Source organism: Azospirillum sp. FG154 (genome assembly GCF_057809575.1).
Map to the genome: position 1 here is coordinate 19,975 of NZ_JBMDKF010000006.1, position 23,313 is coordinate 43,287.

General features: G+C 66.0%; 26 protein-coding genes. 6 read left to right on the forward strand and 20 right to left on the reverse strand.

Going from position 1 to position 23,313, the window contains the following annotated elements; genetic code table 11:
* Positions 1–60 precede the first annotated feature (60 nt).
* The 3 genes from ACODS4_RS08675 to ACODS4_RS08685 form a co-directional block, all read right to left on the reverse strand.
* Positions 61–726: an NnrU family protein gene (locus ACODS4_RS08675; RefSeq protein ID WP_488862699.1), complete on the reverse strand. Its 666-nt coding sequence runs from the start codon at positions 724–726 to the stop codon at positions 61–63.
* Positions 727–791: 65 nt separating this feature from the next.
* The gene (locus tag ACODS4_RS08680) at positions 792–1,439 is read right to left on the reverse strand and encodes a 3'-5' exonuclease (protein ID WP_488862701.1); all 648 of its coding nucleotides are present in this window, start codon (positions 1,437–1,439) and stop codon (positions 792–794) included.
* Between the two features lie 13 nt (positions 1,440–1,452).
* Positions 1,453–2,043: an NUDIX domain-containing protein gene (locus tag ACODS4_RS08685; RefSeq protein ID WP_488862703.1), complete on the reverse strand. Its 591-nt coding sequence runs from the start codon at positions 2,041–2,043 to the stop codon at positions 1,453–1,455.
* 248 nt (positions 2,044–2,291) lie between these two features.
* Between ACODS4_RS08685 and ACODS4_RS08690 the strand changes: the two genes are divergently transcribed.
* The 5 genes from ACODS4_RS08690 to ACODS4_RS08710 all read left to right on the forward strand — a co-directional run bounded on the left by ACODS4_RS08690 (position 2,292) and on the right by ACODS4_RS08710 (position 9,206).
* A complete protein-coding gene (locus ACODS4_RS08690; protein WP_488862705.1) occupies positions 2,292–3,377 on the forward strand; it encodes a class I SAM-dependent methyltransferase in 1,086 nt (361 codons plus the stop codon).
* Positions 3,378–3,521: 144 nt separating this feature from the next.
* Positions 3,522–3,908: a hypothetical protein gene (locus ACODS4_RS08695; protein ID WP_488862707.1), complete on the forward strand. Its 387-nt coding sequence runs from the start codon at positions 3,522–3,524 to the stop codon at positions 3,906–3,908.
* Between the two features lie 89 nt (positions 3,909–3,997).
* Positions 3,998–6,688 carry an aconitate hydratase AcnA gene (gene acnA / locus ACODS4_RS08700; protein ID WP_488862709.1) on the forward strand — a complete coding sequence of 897 codons (2,691 nt, stop codon included), beginning with the start codon at positions 3,998–4,000 and terminating at the stop codon, positions 6,686–6,688.
* Between the two features lie 281 nt (positions 6,689–6,969).
* Complete coding sequence (locus tag ACODS4_RS08705; RefSeq protein ID WP_488862711.1) at positions 6,970–7,668, forward strand: AAA family ATPase; 699 nt, start codon at positions 6,970–6,972, stop codon at positions 7,666–7,668.
* Positions 7,669–7,691: 23 nt separating this feature from the next.
* Entirely contained in the window at positions 7,692–9,206 is a 1,515-nt protein-coding gene (locus tag ACODS4_RS08710) for a hypothetical protein (RefSeq protein ID WP_488862713.1), read from the forward strand.
* Positions 9,207–9,208: 2 nt separating this feature from the next.
* On the opposite strand, the gene ACODS4_RS08715 is transcribed toward ACODS4_RS08710, so the two are convergent.
* The 9 genes from ACODS4_RS08715 to ACODS4_RS08755 form a co-directional block, all read right to left on the reverse strand.
* Positions 9,209–9,388 carry a hypothetical protein gene (locus tag ACODS4_RS08715; RefSeq protein ID WP_488862715.1) on the reverse strand — a complete coding sequence of 60 codons (180 nt, stop codon included), beginning with the start codon at positions 9,386–9,388 and terminating at the stop codon, positions 9,209–9,211.
* Positions 9,389–9,431: 43 nt separating this feature from the next.
* On the reverse strand, positions 9,432–10,112 hold the full coding sequence (locus ACODS4_RS08720) for a helix-turn-helix transcriptional regulator (RefSeq protein WP_488862717.1): 681 nt from the start codon (positions 10,110–10,112) through the stop codon (positions 9,432–9,434).
* An 8-nt stretch (positions 10,113–10,120) separates the two neighbouring features.
* Positions 10,121–10,504, reverse strand: a complete 384-nt coding sequence (locus tag ACODS4_RS08725; RefSeq protein WP_488862719.1) for a VOC family protein — start codon at positions 10,502–10,504, stop codon at positions 10,121–10,123.
* 134 nt (positions 10,505–10,638) lie between these two features.
* On the reverse strand, positions 10,639–11,064 hold the full coding sequence (locus tag ACODS4_RS08730) for a tellurite resistance TerB family protein (RefSeq protein ID WP_488862721.1): 426 nt from the start codon (positions 11,062–11,064) through the stop codon (positions 10,639–10,641).
* A gap of 81 nt (positions 11,065–11,145) precedes the next feature.
* Complete coding sequence (locus ACODS4_RS08735) at positions 11,146–11,628, reverse strand: VOC family protein (protein WP_488862723.1); 483 nt, start codon at positions 11,626–11,628, stop codon at positions 11,146–11,148.
* 29 nt (positions 11,629–11,657) lie between these two features.
* A complete protein-coding gene (locus ACODS4_RS08740; RefSeq protein ID WP_488862725.1) occupies positions 11,658–12,746 on the reverse strand; it encodes a hypothetical protein in 1,089 nt (362 codons plus the stop codon).
* Between the two features lie 205 nt (positions 12,747–12,951).
* Positions 12,952–13,173 carry a DUF1150 family protein gene (locus ACODS4_RS08745; protein WP_298377358.1) on the reverse strand — a complete coding sequence of 74 codons (222 nt, stop codon included), beginning with the start codon at positions 13,171–13,173 and terminating at the stop codon, positions 12,952–12,954.
* Between the two features lie 78 nt (positions 13,174–13,251).
* Positions 13,252–13,728 (reverse strand): Hsp20 family protein, encoded by a 477-nt coding sequence (locus ACODS4_RS08750; RefSeq protein ID WP_488862727.1) that lies wholly within the window; start codon positions 13,726–13,728, stop codon positions 13,252–13,254.
* Between the two features lie 139 nt (positions 13,729–13,867).
* The gene (locus ACODS4_RS08755; RefSeq protein ID WP_488862729.1) at positions 13,868–15,010 is read right to left on the reverse strand and encodes an NAD(P)/FAD-dependent oxidoreductase; all 1,143 of its coding nucleotides are present in this window, start codon (positions 15,008–15,010) and stop codon (positions 13,868–13,870) included.
* 271 nt (positions 15,011–15,281) lie between these two features.
* Between ACODS4_RS08755 and rpsD the strand changes: the two genes are divergently transcribed.
* Complete coding sequence (gene rpsD, locus ACODS4_RS08760; protein WP_119829021.1) at positions 15,282–15,896, forward strand: 30S ribosomal protein S4; 615 nt, start codon at positions 15,282–15,284, stop codon at positions 15,894–15,896.
* A gap of 85 nt (positions 15,897–15,981) precedes the next feature.
* On the opposite strand, the gene ACODS4_RS08765 is transcribed toward rpsD, so the two are convergent.
* The 8 genes from ACODS4_RS08765 to ACODS4_RS08800 form a co-directional block, all read right to left on the reverse strand.
* Complete coding sequence (locus ACODS4_RS08765) at positions 15,982–17,184, reverse strand: PP2C family protein-serine/threonine phosphatase (RefSeq protein ID WP_488862732.1); 1,203 nt, start codon at positions 17,182–17,184, stop codon at positions 15,982–15,984.
* Positions 17,181–18,389 (reverse strand): response regulator, encoded by a 1,209-nt coding sequence (locus tag ACODS4_RS08770; protein ID WP_488862734.1) that lies wholly within the window; start codon positions 18,387–18,389, stop codon positions 17,181–17,183. The genes ACODS4_RS08765 and ACODS4_RS08770 overlap by 4 nt, the downstream gene beginning before the upstream one ends.
* Positions 18,386–19,075 carry an ATP-binding protein gene (locus tag ACODS4_RS08775; RefSeq protein WP_488862736.1) on the reverse strand — a complete coding sequence of 230 codons (690 nt, stop codon included), beginning with the start codon at positions 19,073–19,075 and terminating at the stop codon, positions 18,386–18,388. The genes ACODS4_RS08770 and ACODS4_RS08775 overlap by 4 nt, the downstream gene beginning before the upstream one ends.
* A gap of 47 nt (positions 19,076–19,122) precedes the next feature.
* The gene (locus ACODS4_RS08780; RefSeq protein WP_488862738.1) at positions 19,123–19,479 is read right to left on the reverse strand and encodes an STAS domain-containing protein; all 357 of its coding nucleotides are present in this window, start codon (positions 19,477–19,479) and stop codon (positions 19,123–19,125) included.
* Complete coding sequence (locus ACODS4_RS08785) at positions 19,479–20,618, reverse strand: methyl-accepting chemotaxis protein (protein WP_488862740.1); 1,140 nt, start codon at positions 20,616–20,618, stop codon at positions 19,479–19,481. The genes ACODS4_RS08780 and ACODS4_RS08785 overlap by 1 nt, the downstream gene beginning before the upstream one ends.
* 25 nt (positions 20,619–20,643) lie before the next feature.
* Positions 20,644–21,708: a protein-glutamate methylesterase/protein-glutamine glutaminase gene (locus ACODS4_RS08790; protein ID WP_488862742.1), complete on the reverse strand. Its 1,065-nt coding sequence runs from the start codon at positions 21,706–21,708 to the stop codon at positions 20,644–20,646.
* 3 nt (positions 21,709–21,711) lie between these two features.
* Positions 21,712–22,248, reverse strand: coding sequence for a chemotaxis protein (locus ACODS4_RS08795; RefSeq protein WP_488862744.1), 537 nt, complete (start codon positions 22,246–22,248; stop codon positions 21,712–21,714).
* Positions 22,249–22,379: 131 nt separating this feature from the next.
* Positions 22,380–23,303: a CheR family methyltransferase gene (locus ACODS4_RS08800; RefSeq protein WP_488862746.1), complete on the reverse strand. Its 924-nt coding sequence runs from the start codon at positions 23,301–23,303 to the stop codon at positions 22,380–22,382.
* Between the last annotated feature and the right edge of the window lie 10 nt (positions 23,304–23,313).

The following is a 23,313-nucleotide window of genomic DNA, read 5'->3' on the forward strand; positions in this document are numbered from 1 at the left end:
GGTGTTCATCGGTGTCAAACCTCACGCCTCGCATGGCGTGACGAAGCCGCGACGCCGCGATCACCCCAGCCAATAGAGCGGGTTGACGCCGAACAGCCAGGGATGAGCGGTCAGCATGGCTAAATAGGCCGCAGCGCCGCCGACCAACCGCGCCCACCCGATTTCACCCAGCGCAACCCGCCAACCGCCGATTGGCGCAGGCCACGGCAAAAGACGGGTCGCCGCACGGAAGGCTCGACCGCCAGGGCTGCGGCTCAGGACGATCTCGTTTTTGACGATGGCGAACAGGGCGATGGCGGCCATGGTGACGAACAGAACCACCCGTCGCCCGTCGCCGGTGGCGTTCAGATGCAGCAGCGCCCACGCCAACAGCCCCAGACTGCCCGGACAGCGGCCGATCCGGTAAATCCCGCGCGGCGGGTTGGGGGCGTCGAGCGCGCCAAAGCGCGTGGTGATCCGGGCGACCAGAAGCAGGAAGACCAGCGGCATGGCGACGACGACCAGCGGCGCCGCCCAACCCGCCGGGGTGAACAGACTCTCCCCACCGTCAGCGGCGCGGTAGGCGAAAACGAACAGGGCCAGGGTCGCCAACGATCCCAGAGAATGCAAGGCGATGAAGCCGGGACGACCCAGCCGCGCGATCAAAGCGGGGCGAACCCCCGGCCAGGACGGCGCGGCGTGGCTGAGAAACAGAAGCGTGGCGGCGAGCAGAAGCGGCGTGGTCATGATCGCCATTCCATCCAGGTTCGTCGCCCATCGTCTTGATCGCGATCAAGCGGCCAGCGCGTCGCTTATCCTTGGGCCGCCACTTTGGTCCGGCGCGGCTGGGCCTTGGCCCCCTTGCAGGCGGTGTAGCCGTTGGCGGTGAGCTGGCCAAAGGTGATGCCGGCGCCTTTGGGAATCGCCGCCAGCCTGTCCAGCCCCAACTCTTGCGTGGCGGCCAGCGCGATCCGCCCGCAGGCTTCGGCGTCGCTGCCCGCGCGATGATGGTCCAAGGCGATGCCGAGGAAATCGGCCAGATGGTTCAGCTTGTGCGCCGTCAGCGTCGGCCAGGCCCGCCGGGCCAGCGTCACGGTGCACAGGTAAGGGCACACCGGCCAAGCCAGCCCGTAATCGGTCAAGGTGTGGCGCAACACGCTGAGGTCGAAGGCGGCGTTGTGGGCGAGGATCAAGCGGCCATCCAGCCGCTCCCGCAGACGCGCCCACACGGCGGGAAATTCCGGGGCGTCGGCGACGTCCTCGGCCCGGATGCCGTGGATGGTCGAATTGAACGGGTTGAAGCGCATCTCGCGGGGGCGGATCAGATGCTCTTCGGTCGCCGTCACCCGGCCATTCTCGATCCAGGCGACGCCGATGGAACAGGCGCTGGTGCGGGATTCGTTGGCGGTTTCAAAATCGATGGCGACCGCAAGATCGCCGTTGCTTGTCGCAAACAGCATGGGGAACCCGGCGTCAGGGGCGGATCAGCCGGGCGACCTCATCGGGCAACGAGCCGTCCAGCGCCATGAGCTGTACCTTGAACAGGCTGGCCACCGCCATGGAATCCGTGATCTCGCCTCGCATCGCCATGGCGACGGCCTCGGCGAAAGGAACGCGGCGGACGGTCAGAACCTCGGTGTCGTCGGGGCAGGGGGTTCCCTGCTCCAACCCCCAGGCGAGGAAGGTGTGGGCGGTTTCGTCGGTGACGCAGTTCGACAGGTGCAGAGTCATCAACGGCAACCAATGGCGGGCGGTCTGTCCGGTTTCCTCCAGCAACTCGCGCGCGGCGGATTTCTGTGGATCGACGCTTTTGTCTCCGCCGCCTTCCGGTATTTCCCAACTGTATTGTTCCAACGGAAAGCGGTACTGGCCAACCAACGTCACGCGGCCTTGATCGTCGATCGGCACCACGCCGGTGGCGACGCCGCGCGGGCGGACCACGCCGTAGATGCCGGGATTTCCCTTTGGCGTCAGCACCTTGTGCTCCACCACCTCAATCCAGGCGTTTTCGTATTTGGTCGTGCTGGTCAGCACCGTCCAGGGATTGCCGGTCTCTTGCGGCACGCCGAAGCCCTCCGTTGATTGCGAGCGGACTATAGGCAGCCGCCCGTCGCCCCGCAACAGGTCAGCCAGGACAAAACTAGATAAAATTTTCTCAGAATTAATCACAACCAAAAGAAAATCGTTAAATATTGGTTTCTTGACAGACAACATCCGCGCGCTTACTTCTAGAGACAAGAAGAAAAGATGGCGAAGATGTCGTTGGATAATTTGATTAAAATTCCTTTCAATTGGGCGAGTGTGCGAAGGGGATGACGTTGGTTCCGCGCGATCTCGAACGATGGCAGAATCCGAATTGGCGCACCCGGCTGGCGGCGTGGTGGGAAGGCTATGACCTGTCCCGCGTTCCGCGTCCGTCGGCGCGCTCGTCGGGTCGTTCGTCTTTCGACCGTCGCCCGAACCTTCGCCCGGTCAACGCTGTGGGCGGGGCTGGTGGCTTGCCGGTCGCCGGACCGACTTCGCCTTTGCCCGCCGCCGCGCCGGGCGCAGAAGCGGCGGCGGAGGCGCCCGCGCCTGAGGCGGGCAATCCGGAATTGGACCGCTTGTCCCTGATGCAGCTTGACCGCCACGGCGAGCCGGTGTGGTCGCCCGCCCGCAGCGAGGGCGCGCAACTGCTGTGGGGGGAGGATCTGACCGGGCCGGGCGATGAGCAATGGGTGGTCGATTCGGTGCGCCCCTTTGGCCTGAACGCGGCCAAGAGCGTGCTGGATCTGTCCGCCGGGCTGGGCGGGGCCGCGCGGGCGTTGGTCAACACCTGCGACACCTGGGTGACGGGGTTGGAGCCGTCACCGCTCCTGGCCAAGCTGGCGATGGACCGTTCCAAGGCGTTGGGCGTGTCGAAAAAGGCCCCGATCACCCATTATGACCCGGAGCATTTCAACCAGGCGGGCAGCTTCGATCTGGTGATGGCCGACCGCGTCATTCACCGGGTTCGCGACAAGGAGGCGTTCCTCGACCGCATCGGCGATTGCGTCAAGCCCAAGGGCGGGATCCTGATGTTCGATTACGTCATCGACGGCACGCCCGGTTCCTGGGACAATTGGAACACATGGCGGGAAGAAGAACCGATGGAGGTCTATCCCTGGACCGGAACCCGTCTGGCCGATGAACTCACCCAACGCAATCTGGATCTGCGCATCAGCGAAGACTTGACGCAACTGCACCGACGTCAAATCATCGAACGGGTGCGCAAGCTGGGCGAAACGCTGAAGAACTGCGCGCCTGCCGGCCCGGTTCTGCGCGCGCTGGCGCGGGAACTTAATTTGTGGTGGTCGCGCCTGTCCGTGCTGGGGAATGGCCTGCGTTTCTGCCGCTATGTCGCGATCAAGCCGGGTTGACGGGCGCCGTCGCCAATGCCTTTCCGGTTGGTTGCAGCCGCATGTCCACCGTGAAATCAGCGTGTAAGACCATTGAGATTTCGGGCGCGATGTTCACAGGCTAAACTGTCTGCGCATCGTTGTTTTCCGAAAGGCGATTGAAACATGCGTGGCGTGGCTTTCTGGTTTCTTCTCATCGCGGCGCTGTGCGCGCTGATCGGCATGGTGGGCGGCGTCGTGATGGCGGCGTCGCAGGATCATGGGCTGTCCCCGGCTCACGCCCATCTCAACCTGCTGGGTTGGGTGTCGATGGCGATTTTTGGTTTCTACTATCACCTTGTGCCCGAAGCGTCGGCCCGTCCGCTGGCGCGGCTGCATTTGGGGCTGTCGGTCGTCGCCATCCTTCTGTTCACGCCAGGGATCATCCTGGCGATCCAGGGCAAGACGGAGGTGTTGGCGCAGGTCGGCGCGCTGCTGACCATCGCCTCGATGCTGGTGTTTCTGGTCACGGTGGCGCGGCATCGGTCAACCGGCCATATGATGAAAGTCTAGGGGCGGCGGGCGTCCCCGGCGGGCGGCGGCAAACCATATCATCCTCATCAGAGCATCGCTGACGACCACCCCCGCCAAGGAGACGCCCCGTGACCATCGCCACCGGCCAGGACACGCTGAAGACCCGCCGCTCCCTTGACGCCGCCGGGCGGAGTTTTGATTATTTCAGCCTGAAGGCGGCGGAAGAGGCGGGGTTGGGCGACCTGTCGCGCTTGCCCTTTTCGCTGAAAGTTCTGCTGGAAAATCTTCTGCGTTTCGAGGATGGCCGCACGGTGTCCGTCGCGGACGTCACGGCGGTGGCGCAATGGCTGGCGGACCGGCGGTCGGAGCGGGAAATCGCCTACCGCCCGGCCCGCGTGCTGATGCAGGATTTCACCGGCGTTCCGGCAGTCTGCGATCTGGCGGCGATGCGCGAGGCGATGGCGGCGCTGGGCGGCGATCCGGCCCGCATCAACCCGCTGGTGCCGGTCGATCTGGTCATCGACCATTCCGTGATGGTCGATCACTTCGCCAACCCCGACGCCTTCGCCAAGAATGTCGCGCTTGAGTTCGAGCGCAATCTGGAGCGCTACGCCTTTTTGCGCTGGGGCCAGGGGGCGTTTGACAATTTCCGCGTCGTGCCGCCCGGCACCGGCATCTGCCATCAGGTGAACATCGAACATCTGGCCCAAGTGGTCTGGACCGACGATGATGCATCGGGCCGCCGCGTCGCCTATCCCGACACGCTGGTCGGCACGGACAGCCACACGACGATGGTCAACGGTTTGGCCGTGCTGGGCTGGGGCGTCGGGGGGATTGAGGCGGAGGCGGCGATGCTGGGCCAGCCGATCTCCATGCTGATTCCCGAGGTCGTCGGCTTCAAACTGACCGGACGGATGAAAGAGGGCGCCACCGCCACCGATCTGGTGCTGACCGTCACCCAGATGCTGCGCAAGAAGGGGGTGGTCGGCAAATTCGTCGAGTTTTTCGGGCCGGGCCTTGACGGCCTCAGCCTGCCCGACCGGGCGACCATCGCCAACATGGCCCCGGAATATGGCGCGACCTGCGGCATCTTCCCAATCGACGCCGAGACCATCCGCTATCTGACCTTCACGGGCCGCGACGCCGACCGGGTGGCGCTGGTCGAGGCCTACGCCAAGGCGCAAGGGATGTGGCGCGACGCCGACAGCCCCGATCCGGTTTTCACCGAGGTGATGGAGTTGGACATGGCGACGGTCGAACCGTCGCTGGCCGGTCCAAAGCGCCCGCAGGACCGCGTCGCCCTGTCGAACGCGGCGTCCAGCTTCGCCGCCGAACTGACCGGCTCCTTCAAGGCCGCCGAGCCGGGCAAGGCGGTTCCGGTGACGGGCGGCGACTACAGTCTGGAGCATGGCGCGGTGGTCATCGCCGCCATCACCTCTTGCACCAACACGTCGAATCCCGCCGTGCTGGTCGCCGCCGGTCTGGTCGCCAAAAAGGCGGTGGAAAAAGGGCTGCGGCAAAAGCCCTGGGTCAAGACCTCGTTGGCCCCCGGATCGCAGGTGGTCAGCGATTATCTGGCCAAGGCCGGGCTGCGACCCTATCTGGACCAGCTTGGCTTCAACGTCGTCGGCTATGGCTGCACCACCTGCATCGGCAACTCCGGCCCGTTGCCCGACGCCGTCGCGGCGGCGGTGGAGGGGGGCGATCTGGTGGTCGCCGCCGTGCTCTCGGGCAACCGCAATTTTGAAGGCCGCGTCAACCCGCTGACCCGCGCCAACTACCTCGCCTCGCCGCCGCTCTGCGTCGCCTACGCGTTGGCGGGCAATTTGCGGGTTGATTTGACGCGCGACGCGCTGGGAGTCGGCGCGGACGGTCAGCCGGTTCACCTCAAGGACATCTGGCCGACCAACCAGGAGGTTCAGGCGGTCATTGACGCGTCGCTGACCGCCGCGATGTTCCGCGACCGCTATTCCAACGTTTTCCAGGGGCCGGAGGCGTGGCGAAGCATCGCCACCGCGCAGGGGCGGACCTATCGCTGGCAGGACAGCTCCACCTATGTGAAGCGCCCGCCCTTCTTCGACGGGTTGACCGCGACGCCCGATCCGGTGTCGGACGTGCGGGGCGCCCGCCCGCTGGCGGTGTTCGGCGATTCGATCACCACCGACCATATCTCCCCGGCGGGGTCGATCAAGACGGCCAGCCCGGCGGGGGCCTATCTGGTCGACCATCAGGTCCGCCCGCAGGATTTCAACTCCTACGGCGCCCGGCGCGGCAATCATGAGGTGATGATGCGCGGGACCTTCGCCAACATCCGCATCCGCAACGAACTGCTGCCCGGCGTCGAGGGCGGCGAGACCCGCCATTATCCGTCGGGCGAGCGGCTGCCGATCTACGCCGCCGCCATGCGCTACGCCGAGGAGGGCGTGCCGCTGGTCATCGTCGCGGGCAAGGAGTATGGCACGGGATCGTCGCGCGACTGGGCGGCGAAGGGAACCCGGCTGCTGGGCGTCAAGGCGGTCATCGCCGAAAGCTTTGAGCGGATCCATCGCTCCAATCTGGTCGGCATGGGCGTTCTGCCTTTGCAGTTCAAGGATGGCGTGACCCGCGCCGACCTGTGCCTGGATGGGTCGGAACGCTTCGACGTCGCCGGGATCGAAGATGATTTGCGCCCGCGCAAGGACGTGACCCTGACCCTGACCCGCGCGGACGGCGGGCAGGAAACGCACAGCCTGCTCCTGCGCGTCGACACGGCGGATGAGGTTGATTACTACCGGAATGGCGGGGTCCTGAACGCGGTGCTGCGCAGTTTGGCGCGGTGACGTGACCATCTTCAGGGAGAGCCGCCAGCGCCTGGGGCCGATTCGCCGGGCGTTGGTCGTGGTCGCTGGCAACGCGGCGCTTCAGCCTTCCTGATGAGTGTGTCGCGCCGCCGCCGCCGGGGAAAGTCCGGCGGCGATGGTTGGCGATGCGTCCTTTCGTTGCGCGGTGGCCTCGCGATTGCCCCCGCCTTTGTTGCAATGCCAAAAAACTCTTGGAATTGCACTCCCTTGGCCATGTCTGCGCTTTTCTTTGGTCCGATATCTGCGATACCGTTTTTCCTATGTCTGGAAAGATCATCGCCGTTGGAAATCTGAAGGGTGGCACCGGCAAAAGCACGGTGGCCATCAATTTGGCGTGCGCGCTGCGAAATGGCGGGAAGGCGACGGTCGCCGTCGTTGACGCCGATGGCCAGGGTACGGCCAGCGATTGGGGCGCCAAAGGTCGCTTGGGCTTGACCGTTCACGCGCTTCCGTTTGAAGAGGCGCAAGGCACGGGGCATGGCGCGAGCCACGTCAACGGCGTGGAGAATCAAGGCGCGGCGAACTGGAGCGCGGTGGTCGATGGCCTGAAGGACGACCATGATTTCGTCGTGATCGACCTGCCGCCGCAGTTGAGCGACGCGATTCTCAACGCGTTGATTGGGGCCAATCTCTTCGTTGTGCCGGTGACGGCCAGCGGCGCCGATCTGAAGGCGACGACCAAGGCGATCGAACTGTTGCGGAGGGCGCGGTCCCAGCGCGACGACGGTCGCCCCGCCTGCCTGCTGGTGCCGTCGCGGGTTGACCGCCGCACCGCCGCCGGTAAGGAAATTGAGGCGGTTCTCCATGATTTTGGCGAGCCGGTGGCCCCGGCCATCGGCCAGCGCACCGCCCATGTCGACGCCTTCACGGCGGGCGAATGGGTGGGAGCCTACGCGCCCCGGTCGGCGGCTCATGGGGAAATTGAAGTTCTCGCGGCTATTGTCAAAAGGGTGAAGTGATGGCTCCCAGGAAGCGGCCCTCCTTGCGCGACAACCTCACGCCCAGCGACGCCGCCGCGCCACCCACCAAGACGCGGGCGAAAGCCAAGGTGAAAACGGCGGCGGTCGACGCCGCGCCGGTCGCGGTCACGGTTGAGGTTGTGGAGGCCGTCGCGCCGGTCGAGAGCGTGGTTGCCGACGCGTTGGCCGCCGCTCCGACGGCGGAGCCTGTCGCCGAGGCGACGTTGGACGCGCTTCCGGCGATCGCCATCGCCGTTGCCGAGGAGGCGGGCGTTTCCGAAAGCGTCGCCCCTGTTTCCGCCGAAACGGTCGTCGTCGAGCCTCCTGCCGAGAGTCCGGCGGTCGAGGCCTCTTCGGTTGTTGAGGCGCCTCCCGCCATGGAAGCGGTCGAACCTGTTCCCGCAGCGTCGCCCGCTCCTGCGGTCGAATCTGCGCCCCCTCCCGTTGCGGTTCCCGCCGCTTCCTCCGTCATCGTCACCCCTGTCATGGAGACCGTTGTGTCCTCTGCTCCCAGCGACGCGGTCGAAAAGCCGACCCCTGCCTCCATCTCTCAGCCCGCCTTCATTCCGGCTCCGCCCCCGGCCCGGTCGTCCGGTGGCCTTCTGGCGACGGTTGCGGTGGTGCTGGCGACCGCCGGTCTGGCGGCGGCGGCGACCACGCCGCTGTGGTCCCCTCAATTCAAGCGGCAGGTGGTCGCCAGCCGCGCCCTGGATGAACGTGTGACGTCGGTTGAAGCCCGCCTTGGCGCGGCGACCGCCGCCGGTGGGCCGTTGTCCGACCGCATCACCGCGTTGGAAGGCACGCTGGCGGCGCTCGACCGCAAGATCGCCGCGTTGCCCGATCCCAAGGCGTTTGGCGCGCTGGCGATTTCGCAACTGACCTCGGCGTTGGACGATTCCGAACCGTTCGCGGCGGAACTGGTGGCGGTTCGCGCCTCGGGCGTGGCCGACGATCCCTTGAAGAAGGCGCTGGACGCCCTGACCCCGCGCGCCGCGACCGGCATCCCGACTTTTGATTCTTTGGCCGAAAGCTTCGTTCTGATTGTGCCGGACGCGTTGGCCGCCGATCTGCGCGCCGCCGCTGAAGAAGCCAAGGCCGCCGCCGAAGCCCAGGCCGCAGCGGCGCCTGCGGCCCCTGAAGCCGCCCCCGCTCCGGTCGCGCCCGCCGCCCCGGCTGCCGACGCGACCGCCGCCGCCCCCGCTGACGCCCCGCCCACGGACGAGATGGCCGTGGCGGACGCCGGTCCGGGCATTGTCGATCAATTGTGGTCGGCGCTTTACAGCGCCGCCGACCTGCTGCGGGTCGTGTCCTTCAACGGCGGCGAGGTCCGCAAGGCCGCGACCGTGCTGGAGAAGGCGGGCGTTTTGCTGGCTTCGGGCGATCTGGTTGCGACGGTTGAACTGCTTGGCACGCTGGAAGGCGCGTCGGCCAAGGCCTATGAGCCGTGGTTGGACGACGCCCGCGCCCGTGTCGCGGCCAACCAAGCCTCGGCTCTGCTGGCGGCGCGCAGCGCCGCGTTGCTGTCCAGCAAGTCGTAAACTCAACGCGGTGTGTTTGACGCGCCGCCGTCGCGCTCCGCCCATCCGGCGGCGCGCACGGCGGCGCTGTCGCTTCGGCTCACCGGAACGCGTCGGTCGTTGACCAGGATCAGCGTCAATCGGCCATCGGCGTTCCGCTCCACCGCCGCTGGGCGGCCACCCAATGCGAGCGGTGCGGTCAAGCGGAATCGCGGGACCTGAGCGTCTTGTCGGCCAGTCTGGAGATCAGTCTGGAGCGTCGCAGGTCGCCAGGAAATCAGACAGCCGCCGCCCCGGCGCGTCCTCGAATCCACGCTCCAGAATCTGCAAGGCGTCCATGCGGTCGATGCGGAAATTGCGGAACTCCTGACGCAACTCGCACCAGGCGGCGAGCGTCCACACCCGGCCCCAGAAATACAGGCCGAGGGGGTGGGCGGCGCGGGCCGACCCCGTCCCATCCTCGCGCCGGTAATCGAACAACGCCACCCGACGCTGGTTGATCGCCACGCGCAATTGGTCCATGCGGTCGCGCAGGGCGGGCGGGAAGAAATCGGGGGCGAACAGGCGGCTGTCGGCCAATTCGCGCCGCCGGGCCTCCGGCACCACCGCTTCGACTTTTTCCAGCACGCGGGCGGCGGCGGCGGCCAATTCGCCGCCGGTCCAGGCGCGGGCCAGCCGGGCGCCGACCACCAGCGCCTCCACCTCGTCGCGGGTGAACATCAGCGGCGGCAAATCATAGCCGTCGCGCAGCAGATAGCCGACACCGGCCTCGCCCTCCACCGGCACGCCGGAGGCGGCGAGGTCGCGGATGTCGCGGTAGATGGTGCGTTCCGACACCTCCAGGCGCCGCGCGAGATCCGCCGCCGTCAACAGCCGCCCCTTGCGGAGCGCTTGGACGATTTGAAACAGGCGGTCGGCGCGGCGCATGGCCGACGTCAGTTCAGGGAATGAAGGCCGACGCGGTTGCCTTCGCTGTCGATGAATTGCGCGAAGAAACCGAGTTCGGGGGTGATCGGCGTCTTGGGCACGACGATCCGGGCGCCGGCGGCCTCGGCGCGGGCCAGCGGTTCCGACAGATCGGAGCCGCCGTTCAGATAAATCACGGGGCCGTCGCCGCCGGGCTTCACGTCCTCATGCTCGATCAGACAGCCGGTGACGGCGTCTTTTTCGGCGGGGAACAGGGCCAGACGGATCGGCATGCCGCTTGGGCATCCGCCTTGGCTCAAGCTGACGGCGAACACCGATTCGTAAAAGGCGATGGCGCGGGCGAGATCGGCGACGGGGATCTCGAACCAGACGGCGACGTTGGGGGACTTCATCGGAACAAACTCCTGACAAAAGAGGGAGGGTCGTAAACAGGGTGTGTGCCGGCACGCACCCTTTGTACGCCCCCCCTCCTGACAGCGTGCTGTCAGGAGGTTGGCGTCGTCGGACGAAAATTCGTCCAACGGCGTCAGACGTCAAGAACCGCGCGTTCGTTCTTGGCGACCAGCGCGTTGAAATACGGCTCCATCGTCGCGTCGTCGAAGCCGAAGGCGCGCTGGTACTGGATGATGAGATCGCGCTCGCCTTGCTCGGCTTCGCCGTCGGCCATGGCGCTGTCGATCATGTTCAACAGGATGCACAGGCGCTGCTGTTGGTTCAGCTTGGGCGCCGCCTCTTGCAGGAAGGTGGCGGGGGGCGTGCTGCGGGCGTGCTTCAGGCAGCGGTCCAACTCGTCGCGCGTCGCGTTGCGGCCAAGAACGGACACGAGATGCGCGACCTCTTCCGGGTCGATCTCGCCATCCGAGGCCATGCATTGGATCAGGGCCACCGCCAAAGCGCGGCGGGGGGTGATGTCCAGCGGGGCGGCGCCTTTGAACTTGTCGAACAGGCCCATGGGAAAACTCCGTCATTGTTGAACCGCCCGTGCATATGGGGGCGGACGCGGAGGTTCCCAGAGGGGCGCGCCAGACAAATTTCAGGCGGCGGCGGGCAGCGGTTGGGGGTATTGCGCCAACTCGAACAATGCGCCGTCGGGGTCGCGCAGGTAGCACATCAGCTTGCCGCGCGGCAGGACGCTGTCGGGCACGGTGACGACCGGGCCGACGGCGACGGCGCCCGCCGCCAGGGCGCGGGCGCGCGTCGTCGCGATGTCGTCCACCGCCACGGCGAAATGACCGATGGCCTGCGGCCCGTCGGGCGCGCCGGTTCGGTCGGGAAAGCGCAGCAGCTCGATGCGCAGGCGCTTGCTGGCGTCCACCAGGATCACGCAGTCAGCGGTTGCCCCGGGGCGTTCCAGCAGCGCCTCGAACCAGGGGCCGGACAGGGTTTTGCAGAGCGTCACCGTCATGGCGAAGACGGCGCTGTAAAAGGCGACGGCGCGGTCCATGTCGCGCACAATCACATTGACGTGGTCAAGACGGGCCGCATGGTCAAGACGGGCGTGGTCGCTGTTGGGCATAGGGGCCGCCTGCGTGGAAGGGACGAGGCTTAGCTGTGCCCGGTGCGCGCCGAATTTTCCAGCGCCTTGATGTGCGACAGGCCGGGCAGGATCTCCGACTTCACGAATTCCATCCGGCGGTTGGGGCCGCCGCCGCCGCGCTGGAAGCGGCTTTTCCACAAATCCATCTTCACCGCCAAACCGCACAGCACGCCGCCGATGGTGACGTGGTGCGAGGCGATCAATTCGCGGATGGTGCGGAAGGTGTCGGCGTTGATGTCGCTCCAAAAATCCTTCGAGCGGTTGTCGAAGCTCTCGAAACGCCCGGTGATCGAGGTCGAGATGTCGGTCAGATCGCGGGCGATGTCGTCCAGCATCTTCATCTGGCGTTGATCGCGTTTGACCTCGGCCGAGCTGCGGATTTCGCCCATCCAGGTGACGAAACGCTGAACCTCCGGCACGATTTCATCCAAGCATTTGCGGAAATAGGCCAGCGACAGGAAGATGTCGCCATACTCTTCGAGAAACTGCGGAATCTCGGTCAGCTCGATGTCGAGGCGGTCGGCCATCATGCGCAGGTTGCGCAGCGCCTCGTCCCGGTTGGGGGTGGCGAACATGCGGATGATGTCGCTGACGTCGGCGACCTGGATTTCCTCATGCCCATAGACATATTCCATCAGCGGGCGGGTGAAGACGCGCATGTAATTGGTCAGTTCCGCCTTTTTGCGGTCTGACAAGGTCAGGCATTCGACGTTGTTCACGTCGATCTTCAGCCGCCGCAGCTCAATGCGCGAGGAATAGACGTCGAAGCTGGACGCGGTGGCGATCTTTTCGATCTTCACCAGATCGCGTTCGACCTCGTCCTTGTAGGATTCAAAATAGGCGGGGATGTGGCGGGGAACCACCTGCCCGCTGCCGGTCTGGATGTCGCGAAACATCTCAACGACGGTCTGGAGCCGGACATTCTTGATGAGCCGGGCGTGCTGAAGACCGGGAGTTTCCAACGGGATGCTAGACAGGGGCAGAATGTGCAGCGAATCGCGCGCCTCGTCGTCCGACGCCCGGCGTTTGGGCGTGTCGGCGTGGGGGGCTGCGTCGGATTCGGCGTTTGCCTCGGCAGAACTTGCGTCGCCGTTCACCCGGGTCTCTCCCAAAACGTGCAGCGTGTTACGAAACCGTCATTGTGCGCTTGCACCATACAGCAGACGATTCTTGTGGCAAGGATCCAGATGCCACGATTTGCGACGCAAAACCATTAGGGGCGCACGCCGCTTCCGATCACAAGAAAGGCCGGTTCCCGCGCAGAAACCGGCCTTTTCGCGAGCGCGCGGGCCGAATTTCGCGTCAATGGACGCTCATCGGCTCCATGTCGTTCTGCCGGATGGCGGCGAAGGCGACCTCGCGCTGGGGCAGAACGCTGAGTTGCGCCCCGTCGGCGGCGTGGATGGAAAAGGCGGGCGCGCCATCGACCTGGATCGGGCGGACATAGGCGAGGTGATCGACGCCGAAGGCCGCGAAATCCTGGGTGGAAAGCTGGCGGAGATGGTCGAGCGTGCTGTTCATCATGATCGTGGTCCTTTGCGGCCCCCAACATCCGGCGGGCCGCGAAACGGAGTGTGTTGGACGTGTTCCGGCGTGCGCGGGTCAGCCTTCGTTGCGGTCGGCGGCGACGTCAATGGTCTGCGGGGCGCCGCCGGGGGCGACGCCGGGCTGTTCAATCTTGATCGTCCGCACCTTCGGTTCGGGCAGCGGGCGGGTCAGATCGATGTTCAGCAGGCCGTTGTCGAGCGAGCAGCCGATCACCTCGATCCCGTCGGCCAACACGAAGCTGCGCTGGAACTGACGGGCGGCGATGCCGCGATGCAGGTAAATGCGCGACTTGTCGTCGCCTTGGCGGCCTCGGATGACCAGTTGGTTGTCCTCGATCTGCACCGACAGATCTTCGGACGTGAAGCCAGCGACCGCCAGGGTGATGCGCAGACCGTCATCGCCGATCTGCTCGATGTTGTAGGGCGGATAGCCCTCGGCGGAATTCTTGGCGATCCGGTCGAGCGTGCGCTCGAACTGGTCGAAGCCCAACAGCAGCGGGCTGTTGAACAGAGACAGACGTGTGGTCGTCACGGCGCATCCTCCTCTTGACGCGAGCGAGTTGCACAATCAAAGGCCCGTTTCCGGCGCCCGGCGAAGCGGCAGCCCAAACATGTTCGGCGCTGTCCTGACATTAGATTGGGAGATGGGGGGTCGGGGTCAAGGATCTCCGTCAGGGATCGACCACGCCGGTCATTTCCGCCACCGCGTCGGCGATGGCCAAGCACGAGGTCAGACCCGGCGATTCGATGCCGAACAGGTTGACCAGCCCGGGAATCCCATGGCTCTCCGGCCCTTGCAGCAGGAAATCCCGCTGGGGCTGGCCGGGGCCGCTCAATTTCGGGCGGACGCCGGAATAGGCGGGAACCAGCGCGCCGTCGGGCAGCCCCGGCCAATAGGCGCGCACCGAGTCGTAAAAGCTTTCGGCCCGCGCCGGATCGACGGCGTAATCGAGGCCGCCGCCGCTGGGGGTGGTCGCCGGATCGCCCAACCATTCGACGTCCGGGCCAAAGCGCGCCTGCCCGGCGAGGTCGAGCGTCAGATGGACGCCCAGCCCGCCATCGACCGGCACCGGATAGACCAGACGGGAAAAGGGCGAACGGCCTTGGCCCAGCGCGTAATAGCTGCCCTTGGCCAGCACGCGCGGCGGAATCCGGTCGGCGGGGAAGCCCTCCAGCCCGGCGGCCACGGCCCAGGCGCCCAACCCGGCGGCGTTGACCAGCGTGGCGCAGCCCAGCCGCATCGGCTCGGCCCCGCCAACCTCCAGAATGAAACCGTCGGGCGCGCGGCGGCTGCGCTCCAACGGGCTGAGCAGCGCCAGCATGGCGCCCGCGTCCTCGGCGTCGCCCAACAGGGCCAGCATCAGCCCGTGGCTGTCGATGATCCCGGTCGAGGGGGAGACGAGGGCGCCGGCAACGCGCAGGTTGGGTTCCCAGTCTTTCGCGGTGGCGGCGTCGATGGCGTGCAGATCGGTGACGCCGTTGGCGACGGCCTGCGCCCGGATGGCGTCGAGCTTCGGCAATTGGCTGTCGTCGCTGGCGACGATCAGCTTGCCGACGCGGCGATGCTCCACCCCATGGGCGCGGCAATACTCATAAAGCGCGTCCCGCCCGGCCACGCACAGCCGGGCGCGCAGGCTGCCGGTGGGGTAATAGATGCCCGCGTGGATCACCTCCGAATTGCGCGAGCTGGTTCCCGTGCCGATGGCGTCGGCGGCCTCCAACAGGATGACCTCGCGCCCGGCCTGCGCCAGCCGCCGGGCGACCGCCAAGCCGACCACCCCGGCCCCGACCACCACGCACTCCACCCGCTCCATCGCCGTCGTCCTTATCCATCAATCCCCGCGACGGGCAGGGGAGCGCAAAGCGGCGCGCGGCGCAAGCGGTCCAGCGCGCGGGCGACGGCGCAACGGTGCCTGGCGCGCCGCGCAGAGACGTGGCGTTTGACTCAACGCCAGGGATGCGTATAGTGCGCGCCTTCACCTCCTGGGAAAGCGGGCGCGCGTAGCGTTGGCGCCCCGTCCGTCGCCGCAAGGGGATGGAACTACCGGGACAACATCAACTCGTGCGTCAACGAGGAAGTTCGTTATGAGCAAGCGTCAAGAGTCCAAGTTTAAGATTGACCGCCGCCTTGGCGTCAACCTGTGGGGCCGTTCCAAAAGCCCGCTGAACAAGCGCGAGTACGGCCCCGGCCAGCATGGCCAGCGTCGCAAGAAGCCGTCGGATTACGGCTTGCAGTTGATGGCCAAGCAGAAGCTGAAGGGCTATTACGGCAACATCGGCGAGAAGCAGTTCCGCCGCATTTACGCCGAAGCCGTCCGTCGCAAGGGCGACACCGGCGAGAACCTGATCGGTCTGCTGGAGCGTCGTCTGGACGCCGTGGTCTACCGCATGAAGTTCGCGCCGACCCCGTTCGCCGCCCGCCAGATCATCAACCATGGCCACATTCTGGTGAATGGTCGTCGTCTGAACATCGCCTCGGCCCGCCTGAAGGACAACGACGTTGTCGAGGTGAAGGCCAAGTCGAAGCAGATGGCCCTGATCCTGGAAGCCGCCGCCTCGGGCGAGCGTGACATCCCCGATTATCTGGAAGTTGACGGCGGCGCCCTGAAGGGCCGCTTCGTCCGCGCGCCGCTGCTCGCCGACGTGCCGTACCCCGTCCAGATGGAACCGAACCTGGTCGTCGAATTCTATTCGCGCTGATCGGTCGGCTTCGGTCGCACACCGGAAAGGCCGCTCCCTCGGGGGCGGCCTTTTTGTTTGGGCGCGGTTTGGCGGGAAGACGCCTTCACCGTTTGCGGGTCAACACCAGCGCGGTCAAATCATCGTCGATTGGGCCGGTGGCCCGCAACTCGTCCAGCAGCCCGTCCAGGAAGCGGGCGCCGTCCTCTTCCCCCATGTGGCGGGCGACCATCGCGCCAAGCCCGGATTCGTCAAGAACGTCGCCGCCCAGCGGAATTTCGATGGCGGCGTCGGAGTAGAGGAACAGCCGCCCGCCGAACGGCAGGGGCAGGCTGCGGCTGTCATACTGGACGGACGCCAACAGGCCCAGCGGCAGACCGGCGCCGTCGCCCAATTGGGGGGCGCTGTCGCCGGGCGTCCAGACCATTGGCGCGGTGGCCCCCGCCGACGCGTAGCGGAAGACCCCCGCTTGAGGGTCGATCACCCCGGCCAGCATGGTGGCGAACTGGCCGCTGGGCAGCAAAGCGCACAGCCGTTTGTTGACCGCCGCCAGAAACGCCGCCGGCTCTTCGCTGATGGCGGCGAGCTGTTGGCAGATGGCGTGCAGGCGGAAGGTGTTGAGCGCGGCGCCGACGCCATGGCCGGAAAAATCGACCAAATAGACCGCCAGCCGTCCATCGAGCAGCCGCCGCTTGCCCCAGAAATCGCCGCCCAGCTCCGATGATGGGGCGAAATGGGCGTTGATGGCGATGCCCAAGGTGGTTTCGGTGCTGGTCAGCCGCGTCGAACTGGGCAGCAGCCGTTCCTGCATGCTGCGGGCGAGCGCCAACTCGCTTTCCGCCCGGTTGTGATATTGCTCCAGATCGCGCAGCAGGGCGCGCTTGTGCAGGTGGATGCGGACGCGGGCCAGCAACTCCACAGCGTTGATCGGTTTGGTCACATAGTCGGTCGCCCCGGCGGCGAAGGCGCGGGCGCGGTCTTCCGCCCGGTTCAGGCTCGACTGCACCAGGACAGGCAGGTTTTTCCAGCGTGGATCGGCGCGCAATTGCTTGCACATCTCGAACCCGTCCAGGCGCGGCATCATCAAATCCAGCAGGATCAGGTCGGGGTTGAACATCTCAAGCCGGGCCAGACCGTCGTTGCCGTCCTCGGCCTGCTCAACCTGATGGATTCCGCCGCGTTCCAGCAGCGCCAGCAGCAGGTTGCGGTTGATCCGGTTGTCGTCCACCACCAGAACGCGGGCGCTCTCCAACCCGGCCAGGGCGCCGCGCGTCTGGGCGGGCAAGATCGAGGGGGGTGGGGAGGTCACGGGCGGTTCCGTTCAATCCAAACAAGCGTGTGGTCGTCACGGCTGGCGCTGCCCAGAGCAAAGGTCAACGAGCGAACGACGCTGGCGAAACCATCCGCGCCGCCGCCCTCCGCCACCGCGCGGCCAATCATCCAGCCCAGTCCGATTCCGGCGCCGCCTGGGTCAAGGGCTTGCAACACGGCGACCGAATAGAGCGCCAACACCGCGCCGGGAAGCAGCGGCAGCGTTTCGGTTTGGTAGCGAGAGCCGGGGGCAAGACCAACCGCCAAGCCGTTCACCTCGCCAAAGCGCGGAGCCTCGCCATCAGGAGGCAGCAGCATGGGGGGGGCGGAATCGGCGGCGGCGTAGACGAACTGACCCGCGTTTCCGTCGATCACCCCATAGATCACGGTGGCGTTCTGGCCCTCCTCCAGCAAATCGACGGCTCGCTCGTTCAGCCGGGCCAGCATGGCGGCGGGATCAAGGCCATGGTCGGTGGCCAACTCATGCAGCAGCGTGTGCATGCGAAAGGCGTTCATCGCCGCCGACACGCCTTGCCCGGACATGTTCAGCAGGAACACCCCCAGGCGGCAATCGTCCAGCGGCACGATCCCCCAGAGATCGCCGCCCAAATTGGCCGAAATTTCAGTGTGGGAGCGCAGCGTCACCCCCGCCAACGACCCCAATGTGTTGCACAGGGTGGGGGAGGGCAACAGATGCTCGTGCATGGAGCGGGCGATGGCCAACTCGCCTTCCACCCGCGCCCGGTAGCTTTGCAGATGGCGGATCAGCACGCGGCTTTCCAGATGGATGCGCACGCGGGCCAGCAGTTCGGTGCGGTCGAGCGGCTTGGACACCAGATCGGTGGTTCCGGCGATGAAGGCCTTGTTGCGGTCCTCGCTTGACGTCAGCGACGTTTGCACCAGGATCGGCAGATCCGCGAGGTCGGGATCGGCGCGCAGACGGCGGCAAACCTCGAAGCCGTCGATGCCCGGCATCATGATGTCGAGGATCAACAAGTCGGGGCGCCGTTCGGCGACCGTCTCCAGCGCCTCCACCCCGTCCTTGGCGAAAAAGACGTTGCGGAACCCCGCCTCGGCCAGAATAGCCCCAATCAAAGTGCGGTTGAAGGCGGTGTCATCGACCACCAGGATCGGGCAATCAAGAATGGCGGCGCGGGCTTCCGCCTCGACGTCGTCGTTCAACACCGGGTGGGCGCCGGTCACAGCGCGAACCTCATGCGGATGCGGCGACCGCCATCGCGCAGCTCAACGGAATCGGCGACGGTGGCGATCAAATCCAGGCCACGGCCCGAGGCGCCGCGACAGCTCATCGGCGTGGGTTGGAAGCCGTTTCCGTCGTCAGCGACCTCCACCGCCATGGCTCCCGGCTCCAGCGTGACGGCGACCTCCAGCCGCCGTTGCGACAGGACGGGGTTTGCCATCTGCCGAACAAGATCGTGGGAAAACCGCTCCAACTCGGAAGCGGACAACTCCTTCATGCCCGCGACTTCCAGATTGCCGTGAACCAGCGCGTTGCTGATCGCCTCGTGAAGCGCCAGTTCCAAATCGTCCCGCCGGTTTTGCGACAGCGGCTGGCGCGCGGCCAGCGCGGTCAGGATGCGTCCGGCCAGATGCAGGCTGTTGGCGGTTTTCGTTGTCAGGTTGATGTAAAGATCGGCGCTTCCAGCCCGTTTGGTCAGAGCCGCCAGTGATGGTTCGGCATCGTCGCCCGCCGTGGGTTCGATCCAGGCGGCGATGGGCGGCAACCAAGCGGCGGTTTCCGACGCGCCCTGTGGGCCGTCGAGCAGCGCAAGGGTTGGAGCTTTGTCATCCTTGCCGTTTCCCGATGGCAAGCCAAGCCACGCCGAACACCGCGCCAGCCGATCATCGGCGATCGCCAGACCATGCAAAGCAGCGAATCGGGTCCGGGGAGGGGGCGTTCGGGCGGCCAACAGCCTCAGTCCTCGATGGTGACGATCTTGCCGATTTGCGCCACCGTCAACACCCGCTTGACTTGACCAACCGCGCCGCGCAGCACGAGTTCCTTCTCTGCGCCGTCCATTTCATCCCGGGCGATGAGCAGCATGCCGATCCCGGCTGAATCGACGAACTCCAGCGACGACAGGTCCAGCACCTGACGCTTCGCGTTGTTCAGCTTCATCTCTCCAATCAACGCGCGCAGTTTGGCGTGATCGTTGAAAGTCAGGCGGCCCCGCAGGCGGACGGCCGCCTCTTGATCCCGCTGCTCTATGCCATAATCCATCGAAGATCCCCCATAAAGAGCGCAATCACTCAACCAAAGGCTTGGCTTCATCAAAACAGTTCTATGTCGCCACCGGCACTGTCGCTATGGGCGACGTCCACGTCAAGCACGCCATTTTCATCCAACGCGGTGCCTTCCAGCAAAAGTTTGCGGACGAAGCGCCCGCGCATTTCGCTGAGCGTGAAGCGGTTGAGCAGATTGTTGAGCCACTCCTGAGGCTCGCGGGCGCCGATGCTGGAGGGAACTTCGGCGCGGATCTGGCCTTCCAGTTCGTCCAGACCGGCGCTCATGATCGCCAGACTGTCGTTGATGGCCTCGATCCGCTGCTTGGTCAGATCCTGGAACTGCATTCCGGTGATGACGTGGGCGATGGTGGACGACATGTCCGCCGACACGCTGGCGGCGGTTTCCAGCACGCTCTGGAAATGGGTGGTCTGTTCGACCAGACTGTCCATGGTCTTGTCGACCCGTTCCTTGGCCAGCATTTGCGGCGACATGTCGGTGTTGGCGATCTGGCGCAGGATCTCGTGGCCGTTGCGCACGCCCTTGACCACCGCCGTCACCTTGCTGCGCATCCGCTCGGCCAGATCGCCGGTGGAGCGGGACAGATGACGAACCTCTTGGGCGACGACGGCGAAAGTGCGCCCGGCTTCGCCCGCCCGGCTGGCTTCGATGGTGGCGTTGAGCGCCAGAAAATTGGTTTGCCGGTTGATGACGTCGATGTCGCCGATGGATTTCTCCAGCTCGACCACGTCCTTTTGCACGTCGTCCAGCAGATAGACCATGCTCATGGCGTGGCGCGACAGGGTGACGATGTTGCTCACCATGTCGGTTATCATGTCCTGCATGCCGACGACCAACTGGTCCAACGGCACCTGCTCTTCGTCGATGCGAACCGTTCCCGCGACGGCGACGATTTGGGCGACGCGTTCGGACTGCTCCATCGCCTTTTCCGCCAGGATGCGGAAGCGCGCGGACAGGTCGAGCGTCGCCTCCTCGACATGCTGGGAGGTGCGGGTCAACTCGGTCTGCACCACGCCCAGCGTGCGGCGCTGGACGTCGGCGAAACCCATCCAGGTGGACAGAAGGTCGCTGGACACCGTGACCGTGCCTTTGGGGGCATCAGCGGCTGGGGGGGCGGCTGGCGTGGCGGCGGGCGTCAGGTGTGGCGTGGCGCCGTCAAACGACATGTCAAAGCTCCTAAAATCACCCGCGTCAGGCGGTGCGGGGGCGGTCGCCGATGGCGTCGAAGGCGCGCATCATTTCGGCGGGGATGTGGGACAGGGGCAACTCGATCGCCACGCCGCCGCTGTCTTTGGCGGCGCGCGGCATCCCATAAACGACGCAGCTTGATTCCTGCTCGCCAATGGTGTGGGCGCCCGCGTCGCGCATGGCCTTCATGCCGATGGCGCCGTCGCGCCCCATGCCCGACAGGATGACGCCCACCGCGTTGGCGCCGGCGGCCTTGGCGACCGAGGCGAACAGCACGTCCACCGATGGACGATGACCGCTGACCGGCGGGGTGTCCTGAATGTGGCAGACGAAGCCCTGGGAATCGCGGACGATGGCGAGGTGGCGGTCGCCGGGGGCGATGAAGACGACGCCCTGGGCCAGCCGCGCGCCGTGGCTGGCCATCTGGACGCTGGGGGCGGAAATCCGGTCGAGCCGCGCGGCGAAGCTGGGAACGTAGCTTGGCCCCATATGCTGGGTGATGACGATGGGCGGGCAATCGGCGGGCATCGCCGCCAGCACGTCGCGGATGCGCTCGACCCCGCCGGTGGACGCGCCGATGGCGATCAGGCGGCTGCCCGATCCGGCCCGGCGTGGCGTGGGCAAGGTCGTCGTCGTCGTCGTGGGGGCGCGGCGCATCGACAGGCGCGCGGTGGCGGCCACCATGATCTTGGAAACCAGCTCGCGGGCCGTCTGCTCGAACCCCTTGCCGTCGGAACCGCCGGGCTTGGTCAGACAATCGACCGCTCCCAGTTCCAGCGCGCGGATGGCGGCGTCGGAACCCTCGCGGGTCAGGGAGGAGATCATGATGACCGGCGTCGGGCGCAGGGTCATGATCTTTTCCAGAAAGGACAGACCGTCCATTTTCGGCATTTCGACGTCCAGGGTGATGACGTCGGGGTTGGTCGCCTTGATGATCTCGCGCGCCTCGAAAGGATCGCGGGCGACGCCGACCACCTCGATGCCCGGCTCGCGGTCGAGGATGTCTTTCAGCATCTCACGCATCAGGGCGCTGTCATCGACGATGACGACGCGGATCGCTCGGGTCATGGGTCAGGCGTCTCCCGAAGGGTCGGGGGTGAACAATTCCACGTCGCCCTCGATGGGATCGCGCCGCAGATTGGACATGTGGTGACGCTCCTGTGTGATCGTATCCACAACCGTTGTTGGATTCAGCATACGGCGCAACGCGCGGCCCGAGTGGGGAAAATAATGAATGCGGCGAGCCGCCGCGCCGCCCAGATCATGCCCGGCCAGGATCAGCCCCTCGACCCGCACATAGTTGATGGCGAAACGGCTGTTCATGCCGCCGATGTCGTAGCTGGAGTCGATGACGCGGGCGCCGCCGAACAGCTTGACTTGCAAGCGCCGCTTCTCGGCCCCTTGCGCCAGCAGGTCGTTGATGAGCCGCTCCATGGCGACCGAGCCATAGCGCGCCGCCGCCCCGTCGCCTTCCAGCTCCGATTCCGGCAGATCGGGCAGGAGAAAGTGATTCATCCCGCCGACGCCGCGCACCGGGTCGTGGATGCAGGCGGACACGCAGGATCCCAGCGTGGTGGCCATCATCACATCGGTCTGATCGCTGACCATGTGATGACCAAGAAAGATCTTGATGGTTTCCGGCCTGGGCGCTCTCCCGCCGCCAAACGCTCGTGTGGACGTTCCGGGTTTTCGTGGCGGCGTGTCGGGTGGGAAACCGGGCGGGAGGAAACGGGCCATGCTCACACCCGTTGGTAAATGGTGGGGCCAACCTGCCGGAAGCTGTTGGAAACGCCGTAGAGGCTTTCCGAATGTCCCAGAAACAGATAGCCGCCGCCGCCGATCATGCGGGCGAAGCTCTCGATCACCTGGGTGCGGCCGGGACGGTCAAAATAGATCAGGACGTTTCGGCAGAAGATGGCGTCGAACGGCCCCGACATCGGCCAGTGTTCCAGCAGATTGAGCGGCTTGACGGTGATGAGCCGCTTCAATTCGTCGGTCATGGCGATGGCGGGTTCGCCGTTCAGCGTCGTCGCCTGGGTGTAGCGGGACCGGATGGCCGGGGGAATGCCCGAAGCGCCGTCGGCGTTGTAAACGCCGCGCCGGGCGGTTTCCACCATGTGGGTGTCGATGTCGGTGGCCAGGATGCGCGCGTCCCAGCGCCGCAACTCCGGCCCCATCGTCGAGGCGAGAACCATGGCGATGGTGTAAGGCTCCGGCCCGGACGAGCAGCCCGCCGACCAAATCCGCAGGCGGGGTTTGGGGTGTCCGGCGTTGCGCTCACGGACGCCGGGCAGAACCGTCCGTTCGAGAAACTCAAAATGATGGGATTCGCGGTAAAAGCTGGTCAGGTTGGTGGTCAGCGCGTTGACCAGAAAGCCGATTTCATTGGCCCCCGCCTCGCTTTGCAACAGGTCGCAATAGGCGTCGAAATCGGGCAGTCGCAGGTCGCGCAGACGCCGCGCCAGCCGGGCGTACACCATCTCGACCTTGTGGGCGGCGAGCGCGATCCCCGCCAACTGATGAAGCAGGCGGGCGATCAGGTCGAAATGATGCCGCTCGAACCGAAATTCCCGCGTGCTCGGCAAGTCCGCCGTCGTTCCAAGACTGCGGGGGCGGTTGGCGTCAATGGTCGGCCGGTCCGGGGGAGGCAGGGTTTCGGTCATCGGCGGCGGG

What these genes read in the sequence shown, in the direction of transcription:
- ACODS4_RS08790 (WP_488862742.1), bottom strand. Translation starts at nt 21,708, where the DNA reads ATGACCCGAGCGATCCGCGTCGTCATCGTCGATGACAGCGCCCTGATG.
- ACODS4_RS08780 (WP_488862738.1), bottom strand. Translation starts at nt 19,479, where the DNA reads ATGAAGCCAAGCCTTTGGTTGAGTGATTGCGCTCTTTATGGGGGATCT.
- ACODS4_RS08800 (WP_488862746.1), bottom strand. Translation starts at nt 23,303, where the DNA reads ATGACCGAAACCCTGCCTCCCCCGGACCGGCCGACCATTGACGCCAAC.
- ACODS4_RS08795 (WP_488862744.1), bottom strand. Translation starts at nt 22,248, where the DNA reads ATGGTCAGCGATCAGACCGATGTGATGATGGCCACCACGCTGGGATCC.
- ACODS4_RS08755 (WP_488862729.1), bottom strand. Translation starts at nt 15,010, where the DNA reads ATGGAGCGGGTGGAGTGCGTGGTGGTCGGGGCCGGGGTGGTCGGCTTG.
- ACODS4_RS08785 (WP_488862740.1), bottom strand. Translation starts at nt 20,618, where the DNA reads ATGTCGTTTGACGGCGCCACGCCACACCTGACGCCCGCCGCCACGCCA.
- ACODS4_RS08675 (WP_488862699.1), bottom strand. Translation starts at nt 726, where the DNA reads ATGACCACGCCGCTTCTGCTCGCCGCCACGCTTCTGTTTCTCAGCCAC.
- ACODS4_RS08705 (WP_488862711.1), top strand. Translation starts at nt 6,970, where the DNA reads ATGTCTGGAAAGATCATCGCCGTTGGAAATCTGAAGGGTGGCACCGGC.
- rpsD (WP_119829021.1), top strand. Translation starts at nt 15,282, where the DNA reads ATGAGCAAGCGTCAAGAGTCCAAGTTTAAGATTGACCGCCGCCTTGGC.
- ACODS4_RS08680 (WP_488862701.1), bottom strand. Translation starts at nt 1,439, where the DNA reads ATGCTGTTTGCGACAAGCAACGGCGATCTTGCGGTCGCCATCGATTTT.
- ACODS4_RS08720 (WP_488862717.1), bottom strand. Translation starts at nt 10,112, where the DNA reads ATGCGCCGCGCCGACCGCCTGTTTCAAATCGTCCAAGCGCTCCGCAAG.
- ACODS4_RS08695 (WP_488862707.1), top strand. Translation starts at nt 3,522, where the DNA reads ATGCGTGGCGTGGCTTTCTGGTTTCTTCTCATCGCGGCGCTGTGCGCG.
- ACODS4_RS08735 (WP_488862723.1), bottom strand. Translation starts at nt 11,628, where the DNA reads ATGCCCAACAGCGACCACGCCCGTCTTGACCATGCGGCCCGTCTTGAC.
- ACODS4_RS08730 (WP_488862721.1), bottom strand. Translation starts at nt 11,064, where the DNA reads ATGGGCCTGTTCGACAAGTTCAAAGGCGCCGCCCCGCTGGACATCACC.
- ACODS4_RS08690 (WP_488862705.1), top strand. Translation starts at nt 2,292, where the DNA reads ATGACGTTGGTTCCGCGCGATCTCGAACGATGGCAGAATCCGAATTGG.
- ACODS4_RS08745 (WP_298377358.1), bottom strand. Translation starts at nt 13,173, where the DNA reads ATGATGAACAGCACGCTCGACCATCTCCGCCAGCTTTCCACCCAGGAT.
- ACODS4_RS08725 (WP_488862719.1), bottom strand. Translation starts at nt 10,504, where the DNA reads ATGAAGTCCCCCAACGTCGCCGTCTGGTTCGAGATCCCCGTCGCCGAT.